Consider the following 21,552-nt stretch of genomic DNA (forward strand, 5'->3'; position numbering starts at 1 on the left):
AGACTAATGACCAATTCCCTAACTAAATGTTAATGCTCTGAGGAATTTTAGAAGGAAGCAGATATTCATACGGTGGGCGAATTAAGTTGCGCTTTTTGATGGTGATTTCAATCTGTTCGAGATGGCTTTGGAGCGATCGCAATAAGGGTTCGACTTTGGGATCTGGAAAGTGTTTTTGCGGATATTGACCCAATTTGTTGTAATATACAGAACCTAACAAAGCCAACAGATTATACTGCTGTTGCGCCTGCTCTAGTGGTGGCAATAAATTGAGGTAGTCTTGCTCAGTTACTTCTCTTTTGAGAATTGAAGCTGGTAAATAACCGGCTAGTGGAAAGCCTGGGATGTAAGCCATCAAATCTTTTTGGGGAAAGTTGACAGCAGCGTGTTGCACACTAGCGGTAAAAATAATTAACGTAACAGCATCAACTAAATATTCCTGTGTTTTGATCCCACCGTCTTGACCAAAATCAGCTATACGACCGCCATCATCAGCTTGTACTTCCGCCGCCCAAGCCTGAATATATGTGTCATTTTGAACATCTTGGTCTGTTGTGTAATAAAGCTTCAGGTAATCTGAAACCCATTGACGAATAGCATCCCAAGTCAATAAGGCATCATCTCGGTAAGGATAAACAGGTAAGAGGTTATGATCGTCCACGCCACGCTGCTGGAGTTGTTTGGGTAACATGGCTCTGTTGAAGTCGAAGCTTTGTAAGCCCAGCACTGTTAACACACGTGAGTTATCAATTGTTGATGAGAGTAAAGTATCAACCCCACCAAAAGGAGCAATCAGAGCGCGTTGAGCAGCATCGTTAATGGCTAAAGTCCCCTCAAAATGGGGACGTAGCAGCAAGTTAAGGGGGTGGCTACTGGGTAATTGACGATGGGTGGCGATCGCAAAACTCCCAGCTAATAGATGTGTTCTAGCTAGGTGGGTGACTGGTTCGTGAAAGTTGCTATCGGCAATCTCAACAATGGTTTTGGCAATTAGCCAAGCATATTTACCAGATTTAGGGGTAATGATCGGGTAATCTTCCCCAGGGGTTTGACCGCATTGAATGGCTACTGGTCTTAATAGACGGTTGGGGTCTGAACCTTTGGGTACGGCAAAAAGTGCTAAAGGTGCATAGAGATATTTTTGCGCGGTGGGAAATGTACCATTGATAGCACCTTTAAAAATGGCATAGTCTAGCAGGTATAGTCGGCCTTCCTCTCCTGCAACTGCGAGGGAATCGTCACTTCCCATCACGCCTTGATAGTGTGCATCGGTGACAGGGAATTTGTCCCCTAGACTGGTGACTCGCTGAATCATCACGGGATTGTAGCCAGCTACCCGCATATAAGCAAACACTTCATCTTCTTGGAAAGAATCTGCGATCGCTGGTACTGGAATCACCGGGAATAATTTCTGATAATCTTCAAGACTTTTAACGTGACCTGTGGGTTTTCCTTGATCGAGCAGTTTCCTAATTCGACTCAGGGAATCCCCCAAAATTAAGACTCCACTTTCCTTAACCAGCGAAAACAACAAATCATCGAGTTCTCGAAAATCAGTCGAGAATCCCCGAATCAGCATTTGCGGGATAATTTGCAGCAGTCTAGCAATGACGCTGATGTTGGCTGGTATTGCCCCTTTCAGTACAGCTTCCAGGATAAATATTTTGACATCATCACGAACCGATTCTGAACCGCGATTACCTCGGTTGGTAATCAACGTATTCACAAAAATAATCTTTAATTCTTTAACTAACAACAAAAACCATCTAGTTGGGAATCCTTCCCCATCAGGTAGCTGATCCACCATCGCCATAGGTGGAATATAGCTGTAGTTATATGTATATCGCTGTCTAGCTATTTCTAGACTGGGGTTGCTTGAAGCACTGCTCGAATTATTAGGTAATGAAGTAGTCATAAAAACTCCGCACAGCAAATGATTTCCAAAGAGTCTTAAAAGTTAATTGCAAATAACCTTTTTAATTCACCTATGTAATCAATCAGGTGATTTGCAAAGTTTTATGACTTAAAATCAGGTAAATTTTTGAAGAATTTCAGTGATATACAGGTATTATCGCAACGAGACTTTCGGTTGCAGTGTTTTTTAAGAAATTTTATATATTGGGTGTAACGAAGAGACTAGTACAGCACGGCGGAAGTCAAAAATCAAAAATCAAAAAGCTTACAAGCAAGGCTTTTGAACGATTTTAAATATCGCCCTTGCTCCCCTGCTTCTTTTTACTTTTCTTGCCCGCATCAAAAATCACGGATTGGCTCACCATTACCGCGCTCTGAACGCTTTGACAAACGCCTGGTTTTAGTTCTCAAATCAGGTCGCTGAGAAATAATTAAATTTTTCTATAATTTTTTCGATACTAGCATTGTGATCTAAGAAGGAAAATAAATGTTTGTAGCGAAGTTTGCCGTCTTTATCTAATACAAATTGGGCAGGTAAAGGCGCACCAAGGGCTTGTCCTACTCGATAGGTACGAAATACTCTACAACTAGGGTCGCTCAATAATGGCATTTTTAAACCTAAATCTCTAACAACTATTTGACTTTGTTTTTCGTCGGTACTAGTAATTAATAAAATTTCTATATTGCGCTGTTTAAATTCTTCATAGTTTTCATTTAAGGCTTTAATATGAGGAAAGCAAAATGGGCAATATTGCTTTTCTGTAAAAATTCGCGTAAAGGCAAGCAAAACTGGTTGTTTACTGCGGTAATCGGATAATTTAACTAAAGTTCCGTTGGTAATATCTGGCAATTGAAAATCTGGTGTTCCTATCTCTAACCTTAGTTCATTGCTAGCTGGAATCGGTAGAAAATTACGGAAGAACCGTTCATTAAACAAGCCGCTAAAATTTGTTGAAGTTAACATATAAATTCAAATTGCAGTGTTCATCTGTGGTATGGATGATTTTATTCCTGAAACTTATACAAACAGCAAGGTATAGGGTTTCCTAATCACATGAGGTATATAATAGCCCCCTCCTTGCTTGCGCTACGGTGTACACACAAGTCTAATAACCTTACTCCACATCGTTTTTAGCGCATTATGATAAAGCAAGCAGCGATAAGTTCTCATCTTCATAAAATAATTTGATCGCGTCGAAATTCTGACGCAGCAAATTCTCAACCTGTGATGTCGAACAGTTTCCAAGGCGAAGCCAAATAACTTTCGGTGGCTTTCCAAATACTAAGCTTAGGTCGTGCATATCTGCATCTTTCGAGACAATCATCAAATTATTGTCCTTTGCATAATCCCAAACGATTGGGTCAATCGTCGCCTTCATACCCACATCTCGAACGTGAAGCGAATTTGGGAATAGGTCACTCAAACGGTTTGGCAACTTGGGTGACAAGTTTTCGTCAAAGAGTAATTTCATGCGGATACGGAGCGGTCATAAACCGACGCTCACGGTCGGCAGCGTAAGCAATACAGGCTTTTAAATCTTCTCGCGTTAGATCAGGAAAATCGTCGAGAATTTCTGCTTCGGTCATCTCGGAAGCTAGGTACTCAAGCACTTCATAAACCGTAATCCGCAGTCCACGAACACAAGGCTTACCACCACGTTTATTAGGTTCGATCGTGATGTGATTTCGGTAGTTCATGGTTAAAAGTATCTGAATGTTAATCAAATTGTAGCTTTGCACTGGCGACTAATTCACCCTTCACTTTAGATGATTTAGTTTCCACTCTACCCACTGTGTATAAGTTTGAACCTCTGCGGGCGCGTCCAAAACCTCAAAGTATAACTTCGGATCAGTCAGCAAGTCCAAAACCAAGATAGCTTGACTTTGTTCCGGTGCATTGGGATTGTTAGCCTGTTTATTGAGAGCTTGAAGTTCAGTCATCGACGGGTAACTTCCACCTTGGGTAAGTCCGATCAAATATCTCGCGCTGCCGCTTGAGATCAACTTTTGGTAATGTCCTTTCCACCAAATCGAGAACTTCCTCAACAAGTTGGCGTAGCTCATGAGTTCCGCTTATGGCATCAGATTGAAAAATATGCTCTACCCGATTGAAAAAACTAGACGGTTTAATGCTCATTTCTTCAACCCAGTAGCGTGTCCACTTGAAGCCAGGATGATAAATGCGATTTAGCCCGAACAGTATGTTGAGAAGCCATCGCACAATGGCACAGTTGTTTTCGTACAGCATCGGAATCTCAAGGCGTTCAGTCAGGATCTGTTGACCATCAAACGGGCGAAATTTCAAATGTTTCTGAACCATCGCAACAGCAAGTTCTTCTGGATAATGAGAAAGCCTATTTTGCCAATTTTTGATAATATTTTCGCCGTAAAGAAGAATCGCGTGTTGAAGATTAGATGCTGATGCTTGCTTCTCAAACAAAAGCCCGTTTTGCGACACATCGTAATGCTCAACAACATCAGTCACGATGCTTTCCATTGTATCTCGCGCCCAATGACCCGCTTCGACTTTCATACCGTATAGATAGAACTGCTCCAACCACGCCTGTTTCGCTTCCCCATACGGCTCAATTTCCCACCCTTTGACACCAACCCTTTGGGCTGTGGCTTGTAATTCTTCCGTAGACGGCAGTTGTAACCAGATAAACGCCAATTCAAGGTCAGAATACTGGTCTGAAATCCCTAATGCTGCCGAACCAAACACAAAACACGCTTCCATTTTGGGGTTAGCAGTGAAAGCAGGAGCGATTTTGTGAGCCAAGGAAATTCGCCATACGCTGTGTTCATTCATGGTGAGGATTATAGTCCTTCTACCGCAACAGGGAAATGAAAGTCGGGTGACTATATTACCTAAAAGTATCGCTGAACAATTAAAAATTTATTTACAAAGTGTCAAAATTTTCCATCAATCAAGATTTACAAAAAGGCTACTGCTCAAAGGAGCAAACCACATTTTGCACCCAGCACAAAGATGTGTGTACACAGTAGCCTTGCTTGCTCTTAGGGGATTGGGGTGGGGTTCTTGTACCTCACTAAAGCGATAACCGCTATAGACATCAGTACTAATTACAAAAAAGGAACAAAGTTTTTTCTAAACTTTCTTCCTTTCTGCCTCCTACCTTCCTAGACAGCAGAGAAGTAAACTTTAGACTTCACTGGGTCAGGATTCATTGTTTTGTCCCCAGGTTGCCAACCAGCAGGGCAAACTTCATCTGGGTGAGATTGAACATACTGAATCGCTTGTAATGTCCGTAGAGTTTCCTCCACGCTGCGACCAAATGCTAGGTTGTTAATGGTAGCGTGCTGGATGACACCATCTTTATCGATGATGAACAAACCACGCAAAGCAATACCCGCAGCTGGGTCTAGAACGTTATAAGCGGAACTAACTTCTTTTTTGATGTCGGAAACTAAAGGATAGTTGAGGTCGCCAACACCACCAGATTTGCGATCTGTTTGAATCCAAGCTAGGTGAGAGAATTCACTATCAACAGAAACACCGAGAATTTCAGTGTTAAGTTTATTAAATTCTTCGTAGCGATCGCTAAATGCTGTGATCTCAGTGGGGCAAACAAAGGTAAAGTCTAGGGGGTAGAAGAACAGGACAACGTACTTACCACGATAGTCGGAAAGTTTGATTGTCTTAAATTCCTGATCCACCACAGCTGTTGCTGCAAAATCGGGAGCTTGTTGACCAACGCGGAGGCTTCCTTCTGTTCCGTAAGTGATGGACATTTATTATTATCTCCTTCAACTTATATCCGTTTACTAGCGTTGGAGTTGGGGTCAGGTAAATCTTACCTCTCCACGCTGTCTCACAGTTTGATTACGATCTGTTACGACTATATCATAGTCATAACGATTCTGAGTAGCAAATGGTTGATTTAGATACAAGAGAATGGTTATTGACTAATGGCTTGGGCAGTTTTGCTAGTGGGACTGTTGCTGATGTCCGCACGCGGACTTATCACGGTTGGCTATTTGCCGCCACAAATCCACCGGCTGGGCGTACCCTATTGTTTTCGCACCTAGAAGCTAGCTTAGAAGTAGCAAGAAACGTTGTTGCACTGGGGACAAATATCTGGGGTACAGGTAACATTGAGCCGACTGGCTACAAACTGCTGCACTCTTTCGATATTAACCCAGTTCCTAAATGGATTTGGGGTAAGGATGACTGGCAACTAAGCAGGCAATTGGTGATGCCTCATAGTTTGTTAGGGAATGGGGAAGAAAATCAGACTTCCCACTCGCCAATGAGTCATCGCCTTTTAATTCAATATCGTTACGAAGGTAGAGAAACTGCTATTTTACGGCTGCGATTACTAGTAGGCGATCGCGATTTTCATGGTCAACAAACTGGTAGTTCAGACTTACAGTTTTCCCAATTGCTTAGTCATCAACAAGTCTGTTTGCAAGCAATTATCTCTGGACGCTTTGGTACACCTTGGCAATTACGTTGGACACAAGGAGAATATCGAGCCGATCCTTTATGGTACTGGAATTACGAATTTCCAGAGGAGACACAACGCGGATTAGGCGATCGCGAAGACCTTTTCAGTCCCGGTTATTTATCAGTCACTCTCAAGCCAGGAGATGCCGTAACTTTAGAAGCCCAGATGGGTTTTCCTGAACAATCACCGAATCTTTTAACCTCCGATACATTTACAGAAGCTGTCGCAGCAGAACAAGAGCGACTGTCTCAGATTTTTGGTTGGGAACGGGAACTAGGGACTGGGGACTGGAGACTGGGGACTGATGATCTAGGGACTGGCAATATTAATAATGCCCAATCCCCAATCTGGCGACAATTATTAAAAGCTAGCGATCAATTTATTGTTTATCGAGCTTCTATTGCTGGCCCTACAGTGATTGCTGGTTATCACTGGTTTAATGATTGGGGAAGAGATACCTTAATTGCTTTACCTGGGTTGACTTTAGTACCTGGACGGTTTGATTTAGCTAAAGGTCTCCTACAAACTTTTGGGCGTTACTGTCGTCATGGTCTTATCCCTAATGCCTTCCCAGATATGGACAGTGAGCCGTTCTACAACAGCATTGATGCTGCTTTGTGGTGGATTGAAACTTTAGGACTTTATTTAGAAGCGACTCAAGATTGGGAATTTTTAGCTGAACAGTTCCCAGTGGTACAGCAAATCCATAAAGCATTTATCGGTGGAACACGCTACAACATCCAGGTAGATGCGACTGATGGACTACTGGGTTGGGATGCGCCTAGTGTTGCTCTGACTTGGATGGATGCTTTAGTTGAGGGACAACCTGTCACGCCTCGTCCCGGTAAACCTGTAGAAATTAATGCTCTCTGGTATTCTGCTTTGTGTTGGATGAGTCAATGGGCAGAATGTTTAAGTCAGCTAGACATTGGTAATTCTGTACGTTTAGCCAATCAAGGAAAGCGTTATGGTCAACAGGCACAACAGGTTAAGGCTTCTCTACAAAAATTCTGGAATCCCCAGTTGGGCTATTTATACGACACTATTGATTTTGACGATCGCCGCAATGCTCAAGTTCGCCCCAATGCAGTTTTAGCAATTTCCTTACATCATTGCGGCTTTTCTGAATCCCAAGGTCGTCAGGTATTAGATTTAGCTACTTATCGCTTGCTCACTCCCTATGGTCTTCGCTCTCTTGATCCAGCTGATAGACAATATATTGGTAAATGTGTAGGTAATAGCGAAACACGCGATCGCGCTTACCATCAAGGTACTGTTTGGACTTGGTTAATTGGCCCCTTTATCCGTGCTTGGCAGCGTTTTCTATCAGAACAACCATTACCTTTTAGTTGGCAACCTTTGTTAGATCACTTGTTTAATGATGCTTGTATTGGTTCAATTTCTGAAATTTTCGATGGCGATCCACCTCATCAACCCAGAGGCGCGGTAGCACAAGCTTGGTCTATTGCTGAAGTTATTCGCCACATAGATGAGTGCTGTTAGCGGTAGCGGGGCGTTTAGCCGGTGCTGAGTTGTGACTTGTGAGTGATATTTTCTCTTGACTCTACCCTTAAGGCAGGGTGTGTACTGTAAAGAGTCTCAGAGATGACGCAAATACCAAGATGTTAAAAATAGGTGATTTTTCCAAACTGAGCCAGGTGAGCGTAAAAGCACTACGTCTCTATGACCAAATGGGATTACTTCAACCACTACACGTAGACAACTTTACAGGCTATCGCTACTACTCGGCTGAACAACTACCGCGACTGAATCGCATTTTAGCTTTCAAAGATTTGGGTTTTTCTTTAGAGCAAATTGCCAAGCTACTGGATGAGAATTTACCACCAGCCCAAATTCGCGGAATGCTGCGACTCAAAGAAGCGGAAATTCAGCAGTTAGTAGAAGCAGAACAAGCAAGGCTCACACGAGTAGAAGCAAGAATCAAGCAAATTGAACAGGAGAATAGTATGCCCAACTATGAAGTTGTGATTAAAAAAGCTGAACCGATGCAAGTTGTATCTATACGCGAAATTCTACCAGATTATGCCAGTATAGGCAGTCTTTATGATGAATTGCACGAATATCTGAAACAACAGCAAGTCCAAGTTGGTGATTATTATGCTGGGATTTGGCATGATCCAGGTTATAAAGATGCTGATGTCAATGGGGAGGCTGTTATTTCCATTGCAGGATTAGTTAAAGGCAATGAAAGAATCAAAGTTTATGAGCTACCGGGATTAGAAGCGATCGCCTGTTTAATTCATCATGGTAGTTATGAAACTATTAGCCAAGCTTATGCAACTTTAGTATCGTGGATTGAAGCTAATGGCTATAAGATTACTGGGGCAAACCGTGAAGTATATATCATTGGTGGTAACGAGCAGACTAATGAATCTTATGTAACAGAAGTACAGTTTCCAGTGATTCCAGCTTGACATCCCAAAAACTGGCAGTGAAGATTTTTTATCTGGTATGGGTTTTCTGTCAATAACTAAATTGTAATTTTAGATGAAAGCAACGTTAATATGGAAAACCCGCTTTCTTTTTTGGCAAGTATAAAATTCCAGTGCCTTCCTCAGCACTCATTACTTATAAAATGGCTCAGGTCGGAGTTGAACCAACGACCCCAGGCTTATGAGTCCCGTGCTCTAACCAACTGAGCTACTGAGCCATGTTTTTCACACATTTTTTAGTTTAGCAGACAAATCTTTTTTTGACTAGTCTGATTTGCAATTAGTTTTGCAACCCTGAAGAAGAATTAGCAGCCTGAAAACAATAAGTGGGTGACGAGGGATTTGAACCCGCAACCAATAGATTAAGAGTCTACTGCTCTACCGTTGAGCTAGTCACCCACGCAAACAATCATAATAGCAATATTATAGTTAATTCGTCAATATTAAGTCAACTGATGATTTATGATTTAGCCGATTTGGGGAATTTGATCATGAATGTAGTTTGACTTGCAGCACTTTCTACAAAAATCGAGCCACCCAAATGTCTGACCATTTTTTTAACTAAAGCCATTTCTAAGCCTGTACCACTATATTTCCAAGGGTCATTTTTGCATAGATGGTAGAACGGCTCGAATATACGAACTTGATCATGGATAGGAATTTCTAACCCAGAATTGCTGATACTAAGTTTCAGTTCTGCTGGCGTTGTCTGAGCAGACACTGCAATTGATTCTCCCGGTGGCGTATATTTGCACACATAGCTGAGGAGTTCAGTGATAATTCGCTCTAGTTCTGTAATATCGGTTTCTAAGGGTGGGATGACAGTGGCAATATCTAGCTTTAATTGCTGTCCCTGACAGCTGGTGAGGTCTAGAAAAGATTCGACGATGGGGGGAAGCCAGGTTTGTAAATCAATGGTGATTAATGTTGGGGGTTCAGGTTTTGTTTCTAGATGGATGAGTGTGAGTAAATCGTTGATTAGTCTGCTTTCTCTACTACACTCGTTATGTAAAATCTGTAAGAGTTGAGGTACGATTTCAATATCTAATGTACCGTTGGGTAAGAGAATACTTTCCAGGGTTTGAGCGGCTAGACTAATATTCGTTATGGGTGTTTGCAGTTCATGGGAGAGGTTTTTGAGAAATTCTTGAGTGAGGCGTTCTTTGTTTTCTAGTTTGTGGATTCTTGCTTGTTTGCTTGTATTGAGACGTGTTTGCCGGATAGCGATCGCACATTCATGAGCTAAAGTTTGTACTAAGCCAATTTCTAGCTCACTAAACATCTGTTGTGTAGGTTTGATTAGCCAAAGATTACCCAGAGTTCCTTGCTGATCGAAAATAGGACAAGCTAGCTGGGTAATCACCAGTAACTTGGGATGCCATCCAGGTACTATTTCTACAGAGTGGAAATGTTGTTTTTGCAATAGTGGCTGATAAATTTCGCTCAAATCTTCAGGCTTTCTGCTGATTCCCTGGTATGTAGGCTGGGTAGGTGTATATTCACACACAACACTGGCGACAGAGCAATCAGAGTTGTAAAGTTCGATATAGCAAGACTCTAGTTGTAGTAACTTGGCTAACTCTTGAGTAAGATGAGCAAAAACTTGAGTTTCGTCTTGATGATCTCGGATTTGTGCCGTGATGCTTAAAACTAAGGCTTGAAAGCTTTTTGTCTGCTGGAACTGATTTTGATGTGCCTGCTTTTGTAATGCTAGTTCGTTTTTGAGATGTTTGATTTGCTGTTGTAGTTCTCCCTGCTGGGTAGCAATTCCTAGTTGGGTTGCTAGCTGTTGGAGTAAATCAATTTCTATTTGTTGCCATTGGTGGGGTTCATGGCAATATTGAGCAATTAATAACCCCCACAAATTTTGTCGTGATAAAATTGGGACGACTAGATGCGCTCTCACTTGCAACGATTCTAAAAAGTCTTTTTGACAAGTATTAATACCAGTTGCATAAATATCTTCAATGATTTCAGTGCAACATCGCCCGTGATGTTCTTTCTGCTTGCTACTTAAACAAGGATCTTGGAAGTGTTTACCCAATAAAGAAATATCAGGGTTTACTGTAGCTTCGGCAATTACCACGCCATTTCTGCCAGTTTGCATCTGATAAATGAGAATGCGATCGCAATTCAAACACTCTCGCACATCCTGAGCAGTTTGATGGAGAATTACATCTAAATCTAAAGACTCGTGAATTCTTTGGAGAATTGCTGCTAATACTTGTTCTCTTTCTGCATGGATTCCCCTGGCTTGGGCTACCTGTTTTGCAGGAGTGATATTACTACTAGTGCCAATGATGCGATAAATTCTAGAGTTAGCATCCCGTAATGGTGTAAGCGTTGTACTCCACCAAGTCGGTACTCCCTGAAATTGTAAACATTGTTCATAGGAAATAGTTTTGCCCAAGCGCACGCAATTAGCATAACGCTGACGCACCTTAGCAGCATCTACAGAGTTGAGAATATCCTCTGGTTTTTTACCCCGCAAATCTTGGGAACGTATACCTATCCATCGCTCATGGGTAGGATTAAGTGCTACATACGAAAAATCTCCATTCTCTAGGACATCCACCACAAAGATAGATGTCTGCACAGAGTCATACAAACTTAATAGCAGCTGTTCACTACTACTTTCTTCATCTACTGCTGTGCCAAAAATCAGATGAATATAAGATTCTTCTTTCAACTCGACGGCAGATTCTACTGAATTGATATTCATGCGAGAGTCCTGTCTGATATTTAATGACTCTTTGAGGTGCTTTATTTCATAATTTCGTTGATATAAAATGTTTTTAGCACCTAAAGCGAGTTATTGTGGTTATTTACTGATGATATATGAGCCTTTCTTTAATTCTTATCAGAAATCTAGGCAATTTAATAGCAATGAGCTTAACAAATCCAACTTTGTGAAGGTTAAAACGCATTTGTCAGCTAGGGTAATTTTATTGATTTTCTTTTATGAAGATTTAATTAATATTGTTACATATACTTAAACTTTATAGAAGCATAAAATTAATTAATGTTACGTTTCTTAATGAAACACCTATTTATTTAAGTGCTAGCTACCTTCTGCACTCACTCGTTCACGAGTTTATAAGCAGTCATACCGGTGAGGATAGCAACCACTAGCCAAGTAATAGCTAACCCTACCACTTCACCTAAAAATAAGCGAGTTAGTCGGTGTAATATCATCCCCACAGCATAACCAATAGGTAAAGCTACAGCCCAGCTAAGAGAGCTAACTATAATCCACTGCCAAGCCCAAGATACTGACGGACGGATTGCTAACCATTGCGCTAGTCCAATAGCAAAGCCGCCAAATGCTCCATAAATTGCCCCAAAGTAGCATCTCAAAGGCAGAATTTCTGAAGCCGGTACACTCCAACCGACTGCACCCATGCCTATAGCTGTGAGTAATACCCAGGCTGCTAAAGTTAATATAATCCACTTGATAGTGAAGATAGTTTCTTTGAGGATAAGACTTTGAGGTAATGCGATCGCTAATCCTCCAATTGCTGCTTGTACTACGCCAATCTCTGCCCGTTCGCCAATTTCAATCCAGAACAAGCTTCCCAAAAAACCGCCAAAATTAGCTAAAATCCACAGCAGCATAAATTTTAACGGGGTTTTGGCAGAGATGATTGGCATCAAATTTTATTGATATTTTGGATAAAAAATAGATTAATTGAAAGTGTTGAGCAATCATATCCCTGTCACCTGTCACCTGTCACCTGTCACCTCTCCCCTACTTCCTCCCTATCGTCAACGGTCTTTTTGCCTTAGCTGCAAACAACTCACCAAAAACCTTGCGTCGTTGTTGGGGTGATTCTGGTGCGATGTAACCCCACAAACTTTCCCAGTAAAAAAAAGATATACCAAAAAATTGGCGATCGCGCACTGCTTCAATCTGTTCTTGAACCTGTGCAATTTTCACTGGAGTACGTAAAGTACCTGTAGAAATACCAATAGCTACAGGTATTTTAGTCCGAGCAAATTTTACTGATGGTGCTTCTATTTCTGTAATAAAACTGCGTTTGTCACTGCGATAAACCTGTAAAATCAACTCATCTACAAATCCTTTTTTTACCCAATTTTCCCAATCTTGCAAGTAATTTTTATAAGCAAAAACCTGTGAATTAGGAGACAGAGATATTTTGACATTAGGTTTTATCTCTTTCACAACTTGATATATTTCTGCCATAAAGCCAGTAATTTTATTAGCACGCCAACTCATCCATTCTGGGTTAAAGTGGTCAATAGGAGGGCTTTTACCTTGATGTTCTTTTTGATAAAGCTCAATAGTAAATAGGTCATAGCCAAACTGCACCGGCATTCCAAAATGATCATCAAATTGAATACCATCTACATCATAATTGCCAACTACTTCTACAACTAACGACAAGATAAATTCTTGTACTTCTGGATGCAAGGGATTCAGCCAAACTAATTTATTGGTAGGCTGATTATCCAGTTTTTTTGGCAAAATCTCACTAAGAGTTTTCGCCCCTTTTCTTCCCATTGTTAACCAATCTGGATAACGCCTCACTAATTCTGAATCAGGTGGGGACATAAAACCATATTCAAACCAGGGAATGACAGTTAAACCTTTAGGTTTGGCAAGTTTCAATAACTTTGTCAAAAAATCTTGACCGCTATGTGCAATATTCAGTAAAGGCTGAACATCACTACCTGTAAATAATTTAGCTGCATTACTTTTGTAAAAGGTATATCCCCGATTCCAAACTACAGGATAAATCGTATTGAAATTGAGTGCTGATAATTGATTAACAGCGCGTTCAATGCCCCAAGGTACAAATAGTACACCACTAGCAACATTAGTTAGCCAAACTCCACGAATTTCTGTTGTAGTTGGTAGGCTATTTTTTTGTTGATAATCTGAAAGTGAAGGGTCAGAAAATATTGTTAAGCACAATATGAGTTGCACACACATCACATAAAACAAACAAAGTTTAGCCAACCGATTCATGTATAATTTTGACTTTGTTGTGTAAGGACATTTATCAATACAGAATAAATCATTATTTATTTAGATAATGTAGGAATATCATAATAATCTGCCAAAACAAAAAGTGCCAAATAAAAACTTGTCACTTTATATTTTGGCTTGAATTTATTTATTGAGTAGTTAACAGTGAACACTTAGTTTGTTCGTAGTAAGGACTTTAGTCCTTTGTCTTGAAATAAGAAAGGACTTTAGTCCTTACTACAAACTATTTTAAAACCTCTCTACGCCTACAAATTGCTGATTATTACTTTGATTTGCAGCCTCTCCACAAGTGCGCGGTGTAGGAAATATCTTGCCAGGATTTGCTAAACCTTGAGGATTAAATACTTGCCGTACCCACTGCATAGTCTCTAAATCAGTAGTGCTAAACATATCTGGCATATAGCACTTTTTATCAGCACCTATACCATGTTCTCCAGAAATACTACCGCCAACTTTGACACAAAGTTTGAGAATTTCCCCGCCTAATTCTTCAACTTTTTCTAATGCACCATGTACAGAATTATCAAAAAGAATCAATGGATGCAAATTTCCATCACCAGCATGAAAAACATTTGCAATTTGATAACCGAATTTTTGGCTTAATGCCTCAATTTCTTGTAATACATAGGGTAACTGCGTCCGAGGAATCACCCCATCTTGCACATAATAATCTGGACTTAAATGACCAGCCGCCGCAAACGCAGCTTTACGTCCCTTCCACAGCTTTAACCTAGTTTCTAGGTCACTAGCAGAAGTAATATTCCGCGCCCCGTTCTTCTTACAAATTTCAGCAACACGCTTCTTATTTTCTGCAACTTCTATTTCTAAACCATCAATTTCAACTAACAAAATGGCTGTAGCATCACGAGGATAACAATTCGTAGCTACTACATCTTCCACAGCATTAATGCTAATATTATCCATCATTTCCATCCCGCCAGGAATTATCCCTGCGCTGATAATATCCGACACAGTTTCGGCAGCAGCTTCTACACTAGTAAAATCTGCTAATAGCACACAAATTGATTCTGCACTCTTGAGAATTCTGAGAGTAATTTCTGTAGCGATACCCAAAGTACCTTCTGAACCAACAAAGATACCAGTTAAATCATAACCAGGAGTTTCGGCAATTTGTCCGCCTAAATCGACTATATCCCCTTCAGGTGTAACAATTTTCAACCCCAAAACATGGTTAGTGGTGACACCATACTTTAAGCAGTGCACCCCGCCAGAATTTTCTGCTACATTTCCGCCAATTGAACAGATAATTTGGCTTGAAGGGTCGGGAGCATAGTAAAATCCAGCACCACTGACAGTCTGTGTCACCCAACTGTTAATTACCCCTGGTTGTACGATAATGCGCTGATTGTCTAAATCTACATTCAGGATTTGCCGCATTAAAGAAGTGACAATTAAAACTGAGTCTTCTGAGGGTAACGCGCCGCCAGATAAACCAGTACCAGAACCTCGTGCGATGAAGGGGACTGCATACTGGTTGCATATCTTCACTATCGCAGCTACTTGTTCTGTAGTTCGTGGTAACACCGCCACGGGTGGACGTTGGCGATAGCTAGTTAAACCATCGCATTCATAGGTGATGAGTTCTTCACGGCGTTGCACTACGCCATTCGTACCAAGCACAGCCTCGAATGCTTTGATGATGGGTTTCCAGTTACGTTGTTGTTTATCTTGGGTAAGCATAGATTTTTATTTAAATGCTGGGTGGGTTAGTTTAATTACTATTGTTGCCAGAATAACAGTTTCGAGGGATGAAGAGGCGATCGCTCTCATATTTAGTATTGAGTTTAATGAGTTGAGGAGAGGCTATTATTTAGCCTGGATAAATTAATATATGAAGTTTCCTTCTTGATCTATGTAGCGTTCTTGTTCATCAATTGTGACCAATGCCACCCCATAGGAGAAGTCGCGAGCATTATCAAACTGAAGCGGAATTTTTAACAGTCCATTCTTATCAATATAGCCCCACTTTTTGCCGATCTTAATTTTCGCTAATCCTTCGGAAAAATTAGAAGCATCATCAAACTGAGTCTTTATAACTAGCTGTCCCCTGTAATCAATGTAGCCATAGTTGCCGCCTATAGTACCTGTACCCAACATTAACTGTTTACGCTGACCACCAATATTGACTAAAGCTAGACCTTCAAAAAAGTTATTAGCCGAATCGAATTGAAGTGATATGACTATTTGTCCCTTTTGATCAATATATCCATATTTACCTCCTATTACACCTAAAACACCCTGTTTACCACCATGATTAACCACTGCTAAACTTTCGGAAAAGTTAGAAGCATCATCAAACTAAGGCAGGATTATCATCTGTGCATTTTTGTTAATATAGCCCCACTTGTTAGCAAGTTTAACTGATGCTAGTCCTTCTGAAAAGTTAGAAGCTGAATCAAACTGAGGCAAGATTCTCATATGCCCATTCTTGTTGATATAGCCCCACTTGTTAGCAAATTTGACTGATGCTAATCCTTCTGAAAATTTTGAAGCTGAATCAAACTTTGTTGGTATGATTAGTTGTCCATTATTGTCGATATAACCCCACTTTTCACTAATCTTAACTGCTGCTAACCCTTCTGAAAATTGCTGTCCAAAATCAAAATAAGGTTTAATTACTAAATGCCCACTCTTATTGATATATCCCCACTTATTACTAATTGTGACCGATGCCAGATCCTCGTCAAAGGAACGGGCGAAATCAAACTGGGGTTTGATAACTATTTGTTTGGATTTTCTATCACAATAACCAAACTTTTTACCAATTATTATCAATCCTAGTCTTCGGGAAACAGTTGGAGAGACCGAAAGTACAATAGCTTGATTTAACGCTTCCAGTGCCTCACCTGCATCTGCGTATCGCTGGCTGAAATTGTACCGCACCATTTTGGTTAAAATTTCTGCTAGCCAGTCACTCACTTGAGCTTTTTCTCGCCAGACAACTTCTAATGTATCAGGATCTATTCTTAGTTCTTGTGGTAATACTCCAGTTAAAACTTGAATCGCAGTCATTCCCAGTGCATATACATCACTACATAATCTGGGATGACCATGAAACTGCTCACTTGGCATATAACCACGAGTACCAATTGGTACTGTACTACTGATTTTTCCCTGAGCATTAACCCCTAAAGTGCTAATTTCTTTTATGATGCCAAAATCAATAAGGACAAGTTTATTATCGGAATACCGCCGCATCAAGTTCAATGGTTTGATATCTCGATGAATTACATTATTTTGATGAACAAAGGTTAGCACTTCTAGAATATCTTGTAGAAGTTGAATTACATCAGCTTCACTCCAAGGTTTTCCCTGTTCTATTTCGTAACTCAGATCATGCCCTTCAATACGTTCTTGGACAAGATACAGTTCTTTATTCTCTTCAAAGAAGTCATACAGTTCAGGGATTTGGGAATGTTCCTTACCCAATTTAAATAGTATGGCTGCTTCCTTTTTAAATCTTTCTTCTGTATCTAAATCTGGAGTTTGAGGTCTAGTAAGCCGCTTGATAACACATTTATACTTTGGGCTGACGGGTAGATCCTCTGGGTATTCAGCCAAATAGGTTTCTCCGAATCCACCTGATCCTAATTTTTCGATAATTTTATAACGTCGCCGCAGTATGTATCCAATCATTATGCTGCTCTACAGACCTACATTTGTAGATTTTGACACAGCCTACTCAGTTATTGTAGGTAAATTATTAAATACCATCTCACTTCCCATCAATTAATCTAGAAATAACGCTCTTAAATCAATGGATAAAATCATGGTTGAGCAACTTCTCATAAATAATGATGATTTCTATGTACCAGATGCCAACCAGTTAATTACTGAAGATGATACACCTGTGGACAATTTTGCATCTGCCAAACAACAACGCTTATTAGTCGGCTCTCTTTACAGTTCATTACAAAATCAGACTTTTTTAGCTGAAGCTAACGTTGGTATTTATCACGCAGACAAACAGCCTTCAATTGTACCCGATATTTTCCTCAGCTTGGATGTCCAGACTCCTGCAAATTGGTGGGAGAAGCAAAATCGTTGTTATATGGTTTGGCGGTTTGGTAAACCTCCAGAAGTCGTGATTGAAATTGTTTCTAATCAAGAAGGTGACGAACTTAGTAAAAAGCTGCAAATTTATGAACAAATGCGGGTAAGTTATTATATTGTGTATGATTCAACTCAGCAATTAGGAGAAAAAATACTGCGGGTTTATGAATTGAGGGGAAGACGCTATTTTGAAACCTCCGAAACTTGGCTAGAACAAGTGGGTTTAGGTGTGACTCTCTGGGAAGGCGAATTTGAAGGTAGACATGATACTTGGTTACGTTGGTGCTATCAAGATGGTAGTGTTTTACTGACTGGTGATGAACTCGCTCAACAGCAACGACAACGTGCTGAACAAGCAGAAGAACGCGCTCAATTACTAGCAGAAAGGCTGCGAGCAATGGGAATTGATCCTGATACGCTGTAAAAAGCATACGTAGAGACGTTGAATAAAATGTCTCTACACATTGTTGATAAATTCTTGTACACGCTGCCAAACACTCTCTAATAAATCAGGATCATTAGCATCAAACCATTCAATTTTGGGATAGGCTCTAAACCAAGTGCGTTGGCGTTTGGCAAATTGTCTTGTATGCAAAACTGTTAATTCTTTGGCTGCATCTAAGGAAATTTCACCCCGTAAATATTGCTTGATTTCTTGATATCCTAAAGTATTTAATAAAGGTAAATCAGCACCATATTTTTGACAAAGATATTCTACCTCGGCAACTAAACCATCTTGTACCATTTGCTCAGTACGCTTGTAAATACGCTGTGCTAATTTCTCTACATCACAATCTAACCCAATCTGCAAAATCGGATAATCTGGGGGATTTTCCCCTTGCTGCTCAGAAATTGGAATTCCTGTCACATAAAATACTTCTAAAGCTCGTAAAGTTCGCACAGGATCATTCGGATGAATTTTTTGTGCAGCAGTCAGATCCACTTGCTGCAATATACCGTAGAGTGTAGTTTGTCCGAGAGATTCGAGTTGCGATCGCAATTCATAATTTGGTGCAACTCTAGGAATCTTCATCCCATGCACAATAGAGCGAATATATAAACCAGTACCTCCCACCAATAATAGTGGAGACACATCAAGAGAATTAATTAAGTTTTGTGCTTGTTCTTGATAGTCTGCTACCGTCATTATCTCTTGGGGAGCGCAGATATCTACTAAATAATGTGGGACTAGTTGTTGTTCCCTGAATGTTGGCTTCGCCGTACCAATATTAAACTCACGGTAAACCTGACGGGAATCAGCACTCAGAATTACAGAACCCAGCCGCATAGCCAAATTCAAAGCCAAACCAGACTTACCCGTCGCCGTAGCACCACAAATTACGATTAATTTAGTCATTAGTCAACAGTCATAAGTTTTTCTACCTTGTTTCACTAGTTCCCAGTCTCCAGTCCCCTCTGTGCTAAAATTCTGAAGCCTTTTGCTCTTTTTACACTCGACACTACAAAGTCTTCATCTCTCATGCTCAAAAACCCATAGCCTATGTCATGAATCTGTAAAATTTGAAATATTCAGGGAATTAATTCAAAAAACTTATGGGGATACATCCCCTATATAAACTTCTCATAAAAATGCCCTACAGTCGCCATCAAGGCTTTTGTGTTAAAATTTTGGGGTGTTTTGACTTTACAGCCTTTGGGCGATTTCAACCCCACGCATCAGGAGAATTTTCATGACGAGCAGTTACAGTGCCGATCAGATTCAAGTTCTGGAAGGTCTGGAAGCCGTCCGCAAACGACCGGGGATGTACATCGGTTCTACCGGCCCGCGAGGACTCCACCATTTAGTTTATGAGGTGGTCGATAACTCTATTGATGAAGCATTAGCAGGTCACTGTACTCATATAGAAGTTGACCTCAATGCTGATGGATCAGTGACGGTGACAGATGATGGCCGCGGTATTCCAATTGATACTCACTCACGCACGGGGAGATCGGCCTTAGAAACTGTGTTAACCGTACTGCACGCTGGGGGTAAGTTTGGCGGCGGTGGTTATAAAGTTTCTGGGGGATTGCACGGGGTTGGGATTTCTGTCGTTAATGCCTTATCGGAAGTTGTAGAAGTAACCGTTTGGCGAGATAGCAAGGTTCACACTCAGCGATATGAACGGGGTGTTCCTGTCACGGAACTCATAGCCAAGCCTTATAAGGAAGCAAGAACAGGTACATCTGTCAGCTTTAAGCCAGATCCGCAAATCTTTACCACTAATACTGAGTTTGATTACATTACCCTATCATCTCGATTACGCGAATTAGCGTATTTGAATGCAGGGGTGAAAATTACCTTTACCGATCACCGTTTAGACGTTATTAAAAGCGATACACCCAAGGTAGAAAGCTACGAGTATAAGGGTGGGATTCGGGAATATATCGCTTACATGAACCGCGAAAAGCAGCCACTGCATGAAGAAATTATTTATGTGCAGGGAGAACGCAATAACGTACAAATAGAAGTCTCTTTGCAGTGGTGTACAGATGCTTACACAGACAATGTCCTAGGTTTTGCCAACAATATTCGTACTGTTGATGGTGGTACACACTTAGAAGGTTTAAAAGCTGTTTTAACCAGAACGTTAAATGCGATCGCTCGCAAGCGTAATAAAATTAAAGAGAACGAACCTAACCTCAGTGGTGAACACGTCCGGGAAGGTTTAACGGCGGTTATTTCTGTAAAAGTACCAGACCCAGAATTTGAAGGACAAACCAAAACTAAACTCGGTAACACTGAAGTTCGGGGTATTGTCGATTCTTTAGTAGGTGAGGTTCTCACAGAGTATCTAGAATTTCGTCCCGGTATAGCAGACTCTATATTAGATAAAGCTATTCAAGCTTTCAAAGCCGCAGAAGCTGCACGCCACGCGCGGGAGTTAGTACGACGCAAATCAGTATTAGAATCTTCTCCATTACCTGGTAAATTAGCAGATTGCAGTTCCCGTGATCCTAGTGAATCGGAAATATTTATAGTGGAAGGGGATTCTGCGGGTGGTAGTGCTAAACAAGGACGAGATCGCCGTACTCAAGCAATCTTGCCTCTACGGGGTAAAATTCTCAATATCGAGAAAACTGACGACTCCAAAATCTATAAGAATAATGAAGTCCAGGCTTTAATCACAGCCTTGGGTTTGGGAGTCAAAGGTGACGAATTCGATTCCACCCAACTACGTTATCACCGCATCGTTATTATGACAGACGCGGACGTAGATGGGGCGCACATCCGCACACTCTTACTGACATTCTTCTATCGATACCAGCGAGCGCTCATCGAACAAGGCTTTATCTATATCGCTTGTCCCCCATTATATAAAATAGAACGGGGACGTAATCATGATTATTGTTATAGCGATCGCGAACTGCAAGCAATAATCGCCAAATTCCCAGCTAATGCCAACTATACCATCCAACGCTTTAAAGGTTTGGGTGAAATGATGCCTGCACAACTTTGGGATACCACTATGAATCCCCAAAGCCGCACTCTCAAACGCGTAGAAATTGAAGATGCAGCTGAAGCAGATCGCATCTTTACAATTTTAATGGGCGATCGCGTTGCACCTAGACGTGAATTTATCGAAACCTATGGTTCTAAACTAAACCTCCACGATCTCGATATCTAATC

Annotated in this window: 18 protein-coding genes and 2 tRNA genes; 4 read left to right on the top strand and 16 right to left on the bottom strand. The window is 40.8% G+C overall.

What is annotated here, in order from left to right; all coding sequences use genetic code 11:
- Positions 1–22: 22 nt before the first annotated feature.
- The 7 genes from VB693_RS01430 to VB693_RS01460 all read right to left on the bottom strand — a co-directional run bounded on the left by VB693_RS01430 (position 23) and on the right by VB693_RS01460 (position 5,667).
- Positions 23–1,915, bottom strand: coding sequence for a lipoxygenase family protein (locus tag VB693_RS01430; RefSeq protein WP_323264744.1), 1,893 nt, complete (start codon positions 1,913–1,915; stop codon positions 23–25).
- Positions 1,916–2,326: 411 nt separating this feature from the next.
- Positions 2,327–2,878 (bottom strand): peroxiredoxin family protein, encoded by a 552-nt coding sequence (locus VB693_RS01435; protein WP_190696727.1) that lies wholly within the window; start codon positions 2,876–2,878, stop codon positions 2,327–2,329.
- Positions 2,879–3,053: 175 nt separating this feature from the next.
- Positions 3,054–3,386 carry a DUF5615 family PIN-like protein gene (locus tag VB693_RS01440; protein ID WP_190696731.1) on the bottom strand — a complete coding sequence of 111 codons (333 nt, stop codon included), beginning with the start codon at positions 3,384–3,386 and terminating at the stop codon, positions 3,054–3,056.
- Positions 3,370–3,612, bottom strand: coding sequence for a DUF433 domain-containing protein (locus VB693_RS01445; protein ID WP_323264745.1), 243 nt, complete (start codon positions 3,610–3,612; stop codon positions 3,370–3,372). The genes VB693_RS01440 and VB693_RS01445 overlap by 17 nt, the downstream gene beginning before the upstream one ends.
- A gap of 60 nt (positions 3,613–3,672) precedes the next feature.
- Positions 3,673–3,855, bottom strand: a complete 183-nt coding sequence (locus VB693_RS01450; protein ID WP_323264746.1) for a hypothetical protein — start codon at positions 3,853–3,855, stop codon at positions 3,673–3,675.
- Positions 3,848–4,723 carry a DUF4037 domain-containing protein gene (locus VB693_RS01455; RefSeq protein WP_323264747.1) on the bottom strand — a complete coding sequence of 292 codons (876 nt, stop codon included), beginning with the start codon at positions 4,721–4,723 and terminating at the stop codon, positions 3,848–3,850. Before VB693_RS01455 ends, VB693_RS01450 begins: the two co-directional genes overlap by 8 nt.
- A 332-nt stretch (positions 4,724–5,055) precedes the next feature.
- A complete protein-coding gene (locus VB693_RS01460; protein WP_190696741.1) occupies positions 5,056–5,667 on the bottom strand; it encodes a peroxiredoxin in 612 nt (203 codons plus the stop codon).
- 140 nt (positions 5,668–5,807) lie between these two features.
- Here VB693_RS01460 and VB693_RS01465 point away from each other — a divergent pair, with 140 nt between their 5' ends.
- Positions 5,808–7,886, top strand: coding sequence for an amylo-alpha-1,6-glucosidase (locus VB693_RS01465; RefSeq protein ID WP_323264748.1), 2,079 nt, complete (start codon positions 5,808–5,810; stop codon positions 7,884–7,886).
- Positions 7,887–8,005: 119 nt separating this feature from the next.
- Positions 8,006–8,818: a MerR family transcriptional regulator gene (locus VB693_RS01470; RefSeq protein WP_323264749.1), complete on the top strand. Its 813-nt coding sequence runs from the start codon at positions 8,006–8,008 to the stop codon at positions 8,816–8,818.
- Positions 8,819–8,980: 162 nt separating this feature from the next.
- Here VB693_RS01470 and VB693_RS01475 read toward each other — a convergent pair.
- The 8 genes from VB693_RS01475 to VB693_RS01510 all read right to left on the bottom strand — a co-directional run bounded on the left by VB693_RS01475 (position 8,981) and on the right by VB693_RS01510 (position 17,504).
- A tRNA-Met gene (locus tag VB693_RS01475) sits at positions 8,981–9,054 on the bottom strand.
- A 109-nt stretch (positions 9,055–9,163) separates the two neighbouring features.
- Positions 9,164–9,235: transfer RNA gene (locus tag VB693_RS01480), tRNA-Lys, on the bottom strand.
- Between the two features lie 61 nt (positions 9,236–9,296).
- The gene (locus VB693_RS01485; RefSeq protein WP_323264750.1) at positions 9,297–11,558 is read right to left on the bottom strand and encodes a GAF domain-containing protein; all 2,262 of its coding nucleotides are present in this window, start codon (positions 11,556–11,558) and stop codon (positions 9,297–9,299) included.
- Positions 11,559–11,914: 356 nt separating this feature from the next.
- Positions 11,915–12,487, bottom strand: coding sequence for a hypothetical protein (locus VB693_RS01490; RefSeq protein WP_323264751.1), 573 nt, complete (start codon positions 12,485–12,487; stop codon positions 11,915–11,917).
- 97 nt (positions 12,488–12,584) lie between these two features.
- Positions 12,585–13,826 (bottom strand): glycoside hydrolase family 10 protein, encoded by a 1,242-nt coding sequence (locus tag VB693_RS01495; RefSeq protein WP_323264752.1) that lies wholly within the window; start codon positions 13,824–13,826, stop codon positions 12,585–12,587.
- A gap of 249 nt (positions 13,827–14,075) precedes the next feature.
- Positions 14,076–15,548, bottom strand: coding sequence for a glycolate oxidase subunit GlcD (glcD, locus tag VB693_RS01500; RefSeq protein WP_323264753.1), 1,473 nt, complete (start codon positions 15,546–15,548; stop codon positions 14,076–14,078).
- 144 nt (positions 15,549–15,692) lie between these two features.
- Entirely contained in the window at positions 15,693–16,130 is a 438-nt protein-coding gene (locus VB693_RS01505) for a WG repeat-containing protein (protein ID WP_323264754.1), read from the bottom strand.
- A 36-nt stretch (positions 16,131–16,166) separates the two neighbouring features.
- On the bottom strand, positions 16,167–17,504 hold the full coding sequence (locus VB693_RS01510) for a WG repeat-containing protein (protein ID WP_323264755.1): 1,338 nt from the start codon (positions 17,502–17,504) through the stop codon (positions 16,167–16,169).
- Between the two features lie 133 nt (positions 17,505–17,637).
- Between VB693_RS01510 and VB693_RS01515 the strand changes: the two genes are divergently transcribed.
- Entirely contained in the window at positions 17,638–18,345 is a 708-nt protein-coding gene (locus VB693_RS01515) for a Uma2 family endonuclease (RefSeq protein ID WP_323264756.1), read from the top strand.
- Between the two features lie 33 nt (positions 18,346–18,378).
- Here the strand turns inward: VB693_RS01515 and miaA are convergent, their stop codons facing one another.
- Positions 18,379–19,278, bottom strand: coding sequence for a tRNA (adenosine(37)-N6)-dimethylallyltransferase MiaA (miaA, locus tag VB693_RS01520; RefSeq protein ID WP_323264757.1), 900 nt, complete (start codon positions 19,276–19,278; stop codon positions 18,379–18,381).
- A gap of 334 nt (positions 19,279–19,612) precedes the next feature.
- On the opposite strand from miaA, the gene gyrB reads away from it, so the two are divergent.
- On the top strand, positions 19,613–21,550 hold the full coding sequence (gene gyrB / locus VB693_RS01525) for a DNA topoisomerase (ATP-hydrolyzing) subunit B (RefSeq protein WP_323264758.1): 1,938 nt from the start codon (positions 19,613–19,615) through the stop codon (positions 21,548–21,550).
- The last annotated feature ends 2 nt before the right edge of the window (positions 21,551–21,552 follow it).

It is taken from the genome of Anabaena sp. UHCC 0399 (assembly GCF_034931465.1).
GTDB lineage: Bacteria > Cyanobacteriota > Cyanobacteriia > Cyanobacteriales > Nostocaceae > Trichormus > Trichormus minutissimus.

Excerpts from the sequence above, each read along its gene's own strand:
- VB693_RS01430 (WP_323264744.1), bottom strand. The coding sequence starts at position 1,915 with ATGACTACTTCATTACCTAATAATTCGAGCAGTGCTTCAAGCAACCCC.
- VB693_RS01435 (WP_190696727.1), bottom strand. The coding sequence starts at position 2,878 with ATGTTAACTTCAACAAATTTTAGCGGCTTGTTTAATGAACGGTTCTTC.
- VB693_RS01440 (WP_190696731.1), bottom strand. The coding sequence starts at position 3,386 with ATGAAATTACTCTTTGACGAAAACTTGTCACCCAAGTTGCCAAACCGT.
- VB693_RS01445 (WP_323264745.1), bottom strand. The coding sequence starts at position 3,612 with ATGAACTACCGAAATCACATCACGATCGAACCTAATAAACGTGGTGGT.
- VB693_RS01450 (WP_323264746.1), bottom strand. The coding sequence starts at position 3,855 with ATGACTGAACTTCAAGCTCTCAATAAACAGGCTAACAATCCCAATGCA.
- VB693_RS01455 (WP_323264747.1), bottom strand. The coding sequence starts at position 4,723 with ATGAATGAACACAGCGTATGGCGAATTTCCTTGGCTCACAAAATCGCT.
- VB693_RS01460 (WP_190696741.1), bottom strand. The coding sequence starts at position 5,667 with ATGTCCATCACTTACGGAACAGAAGGAAGCCTCCGCGTTGGTCAACAA.
- VB693_RS01465 (WP_323264748.1), top strand. The coding sequence starts at position 5,808 with ATGGTTGATTTAGATACAAGAGAATGGTTATTGACTAATGGCTTGGGC.
- VB693_RS01470 (WP_323264749.1), top strand. The coding sequence starts at position 8,006 with ATGTTAAAAATAGGTGATTTTTCCAAACTGAGCCAGGTGAGCGTAAAA.
- VB693_RS01485 (WP_323264750.1), bottom strand. The coding sequence starts at position 11,558 with ATGAATATCAATTCAGTAGAATCTGCCGTCGAGTTGAAAGAAGAATCT.
- VB693_RS01490 (WP_323264751.1), bottom strand. The coding sequence starts at position 12,487 with ATGCCAATCATCTCTGCCAAAACCCCGTTAAAATTTATGCTGCTGTGG.
- VB693_RS01495 (WP_323264752.1), bottom strand. The coding sequence starts at position 13,826 with ATGAATCGGTTGGCTAAACTTTGTTTGTTTTATGTGATGTGTGTGCAA.
- glcD (WP_323264753.1), bottom strand. The coding sequence starts at position 15,548 with ATGCTTACCCAAGATAAACAACAACGTAACTGGAAACCCATCATCAAA.
- VB693_RS01510 (WP_323264755.1), bottom strand. The coding sequence starts at position 17,504 with ATGATTGGATACATACTGCGGCGACGTTATAAAATTATCGAAAAATTA.
- VB693_RS01515 (WP_323264756.1), top strand. The coding sequence starts at position 17,638 with ATGGTTGAGCAACTTCTCATAAATAATGATGATTTCTATGTACCAGAT.
- miaA (WP_323264757.1), bottom strand. The coding sequence starts at position 19,278 with ATGACTAAATTAATCGTAATTTGTGGTGCTACGGCGACGGGTAAGTCT.
- gyrB (WP_323264758.1), top strand. The coding sequence starts at position 19,613 with ATGACGAGCAGTTACAGTGCCGATCAGATTCAAGTTCTGGAAGGTCTG.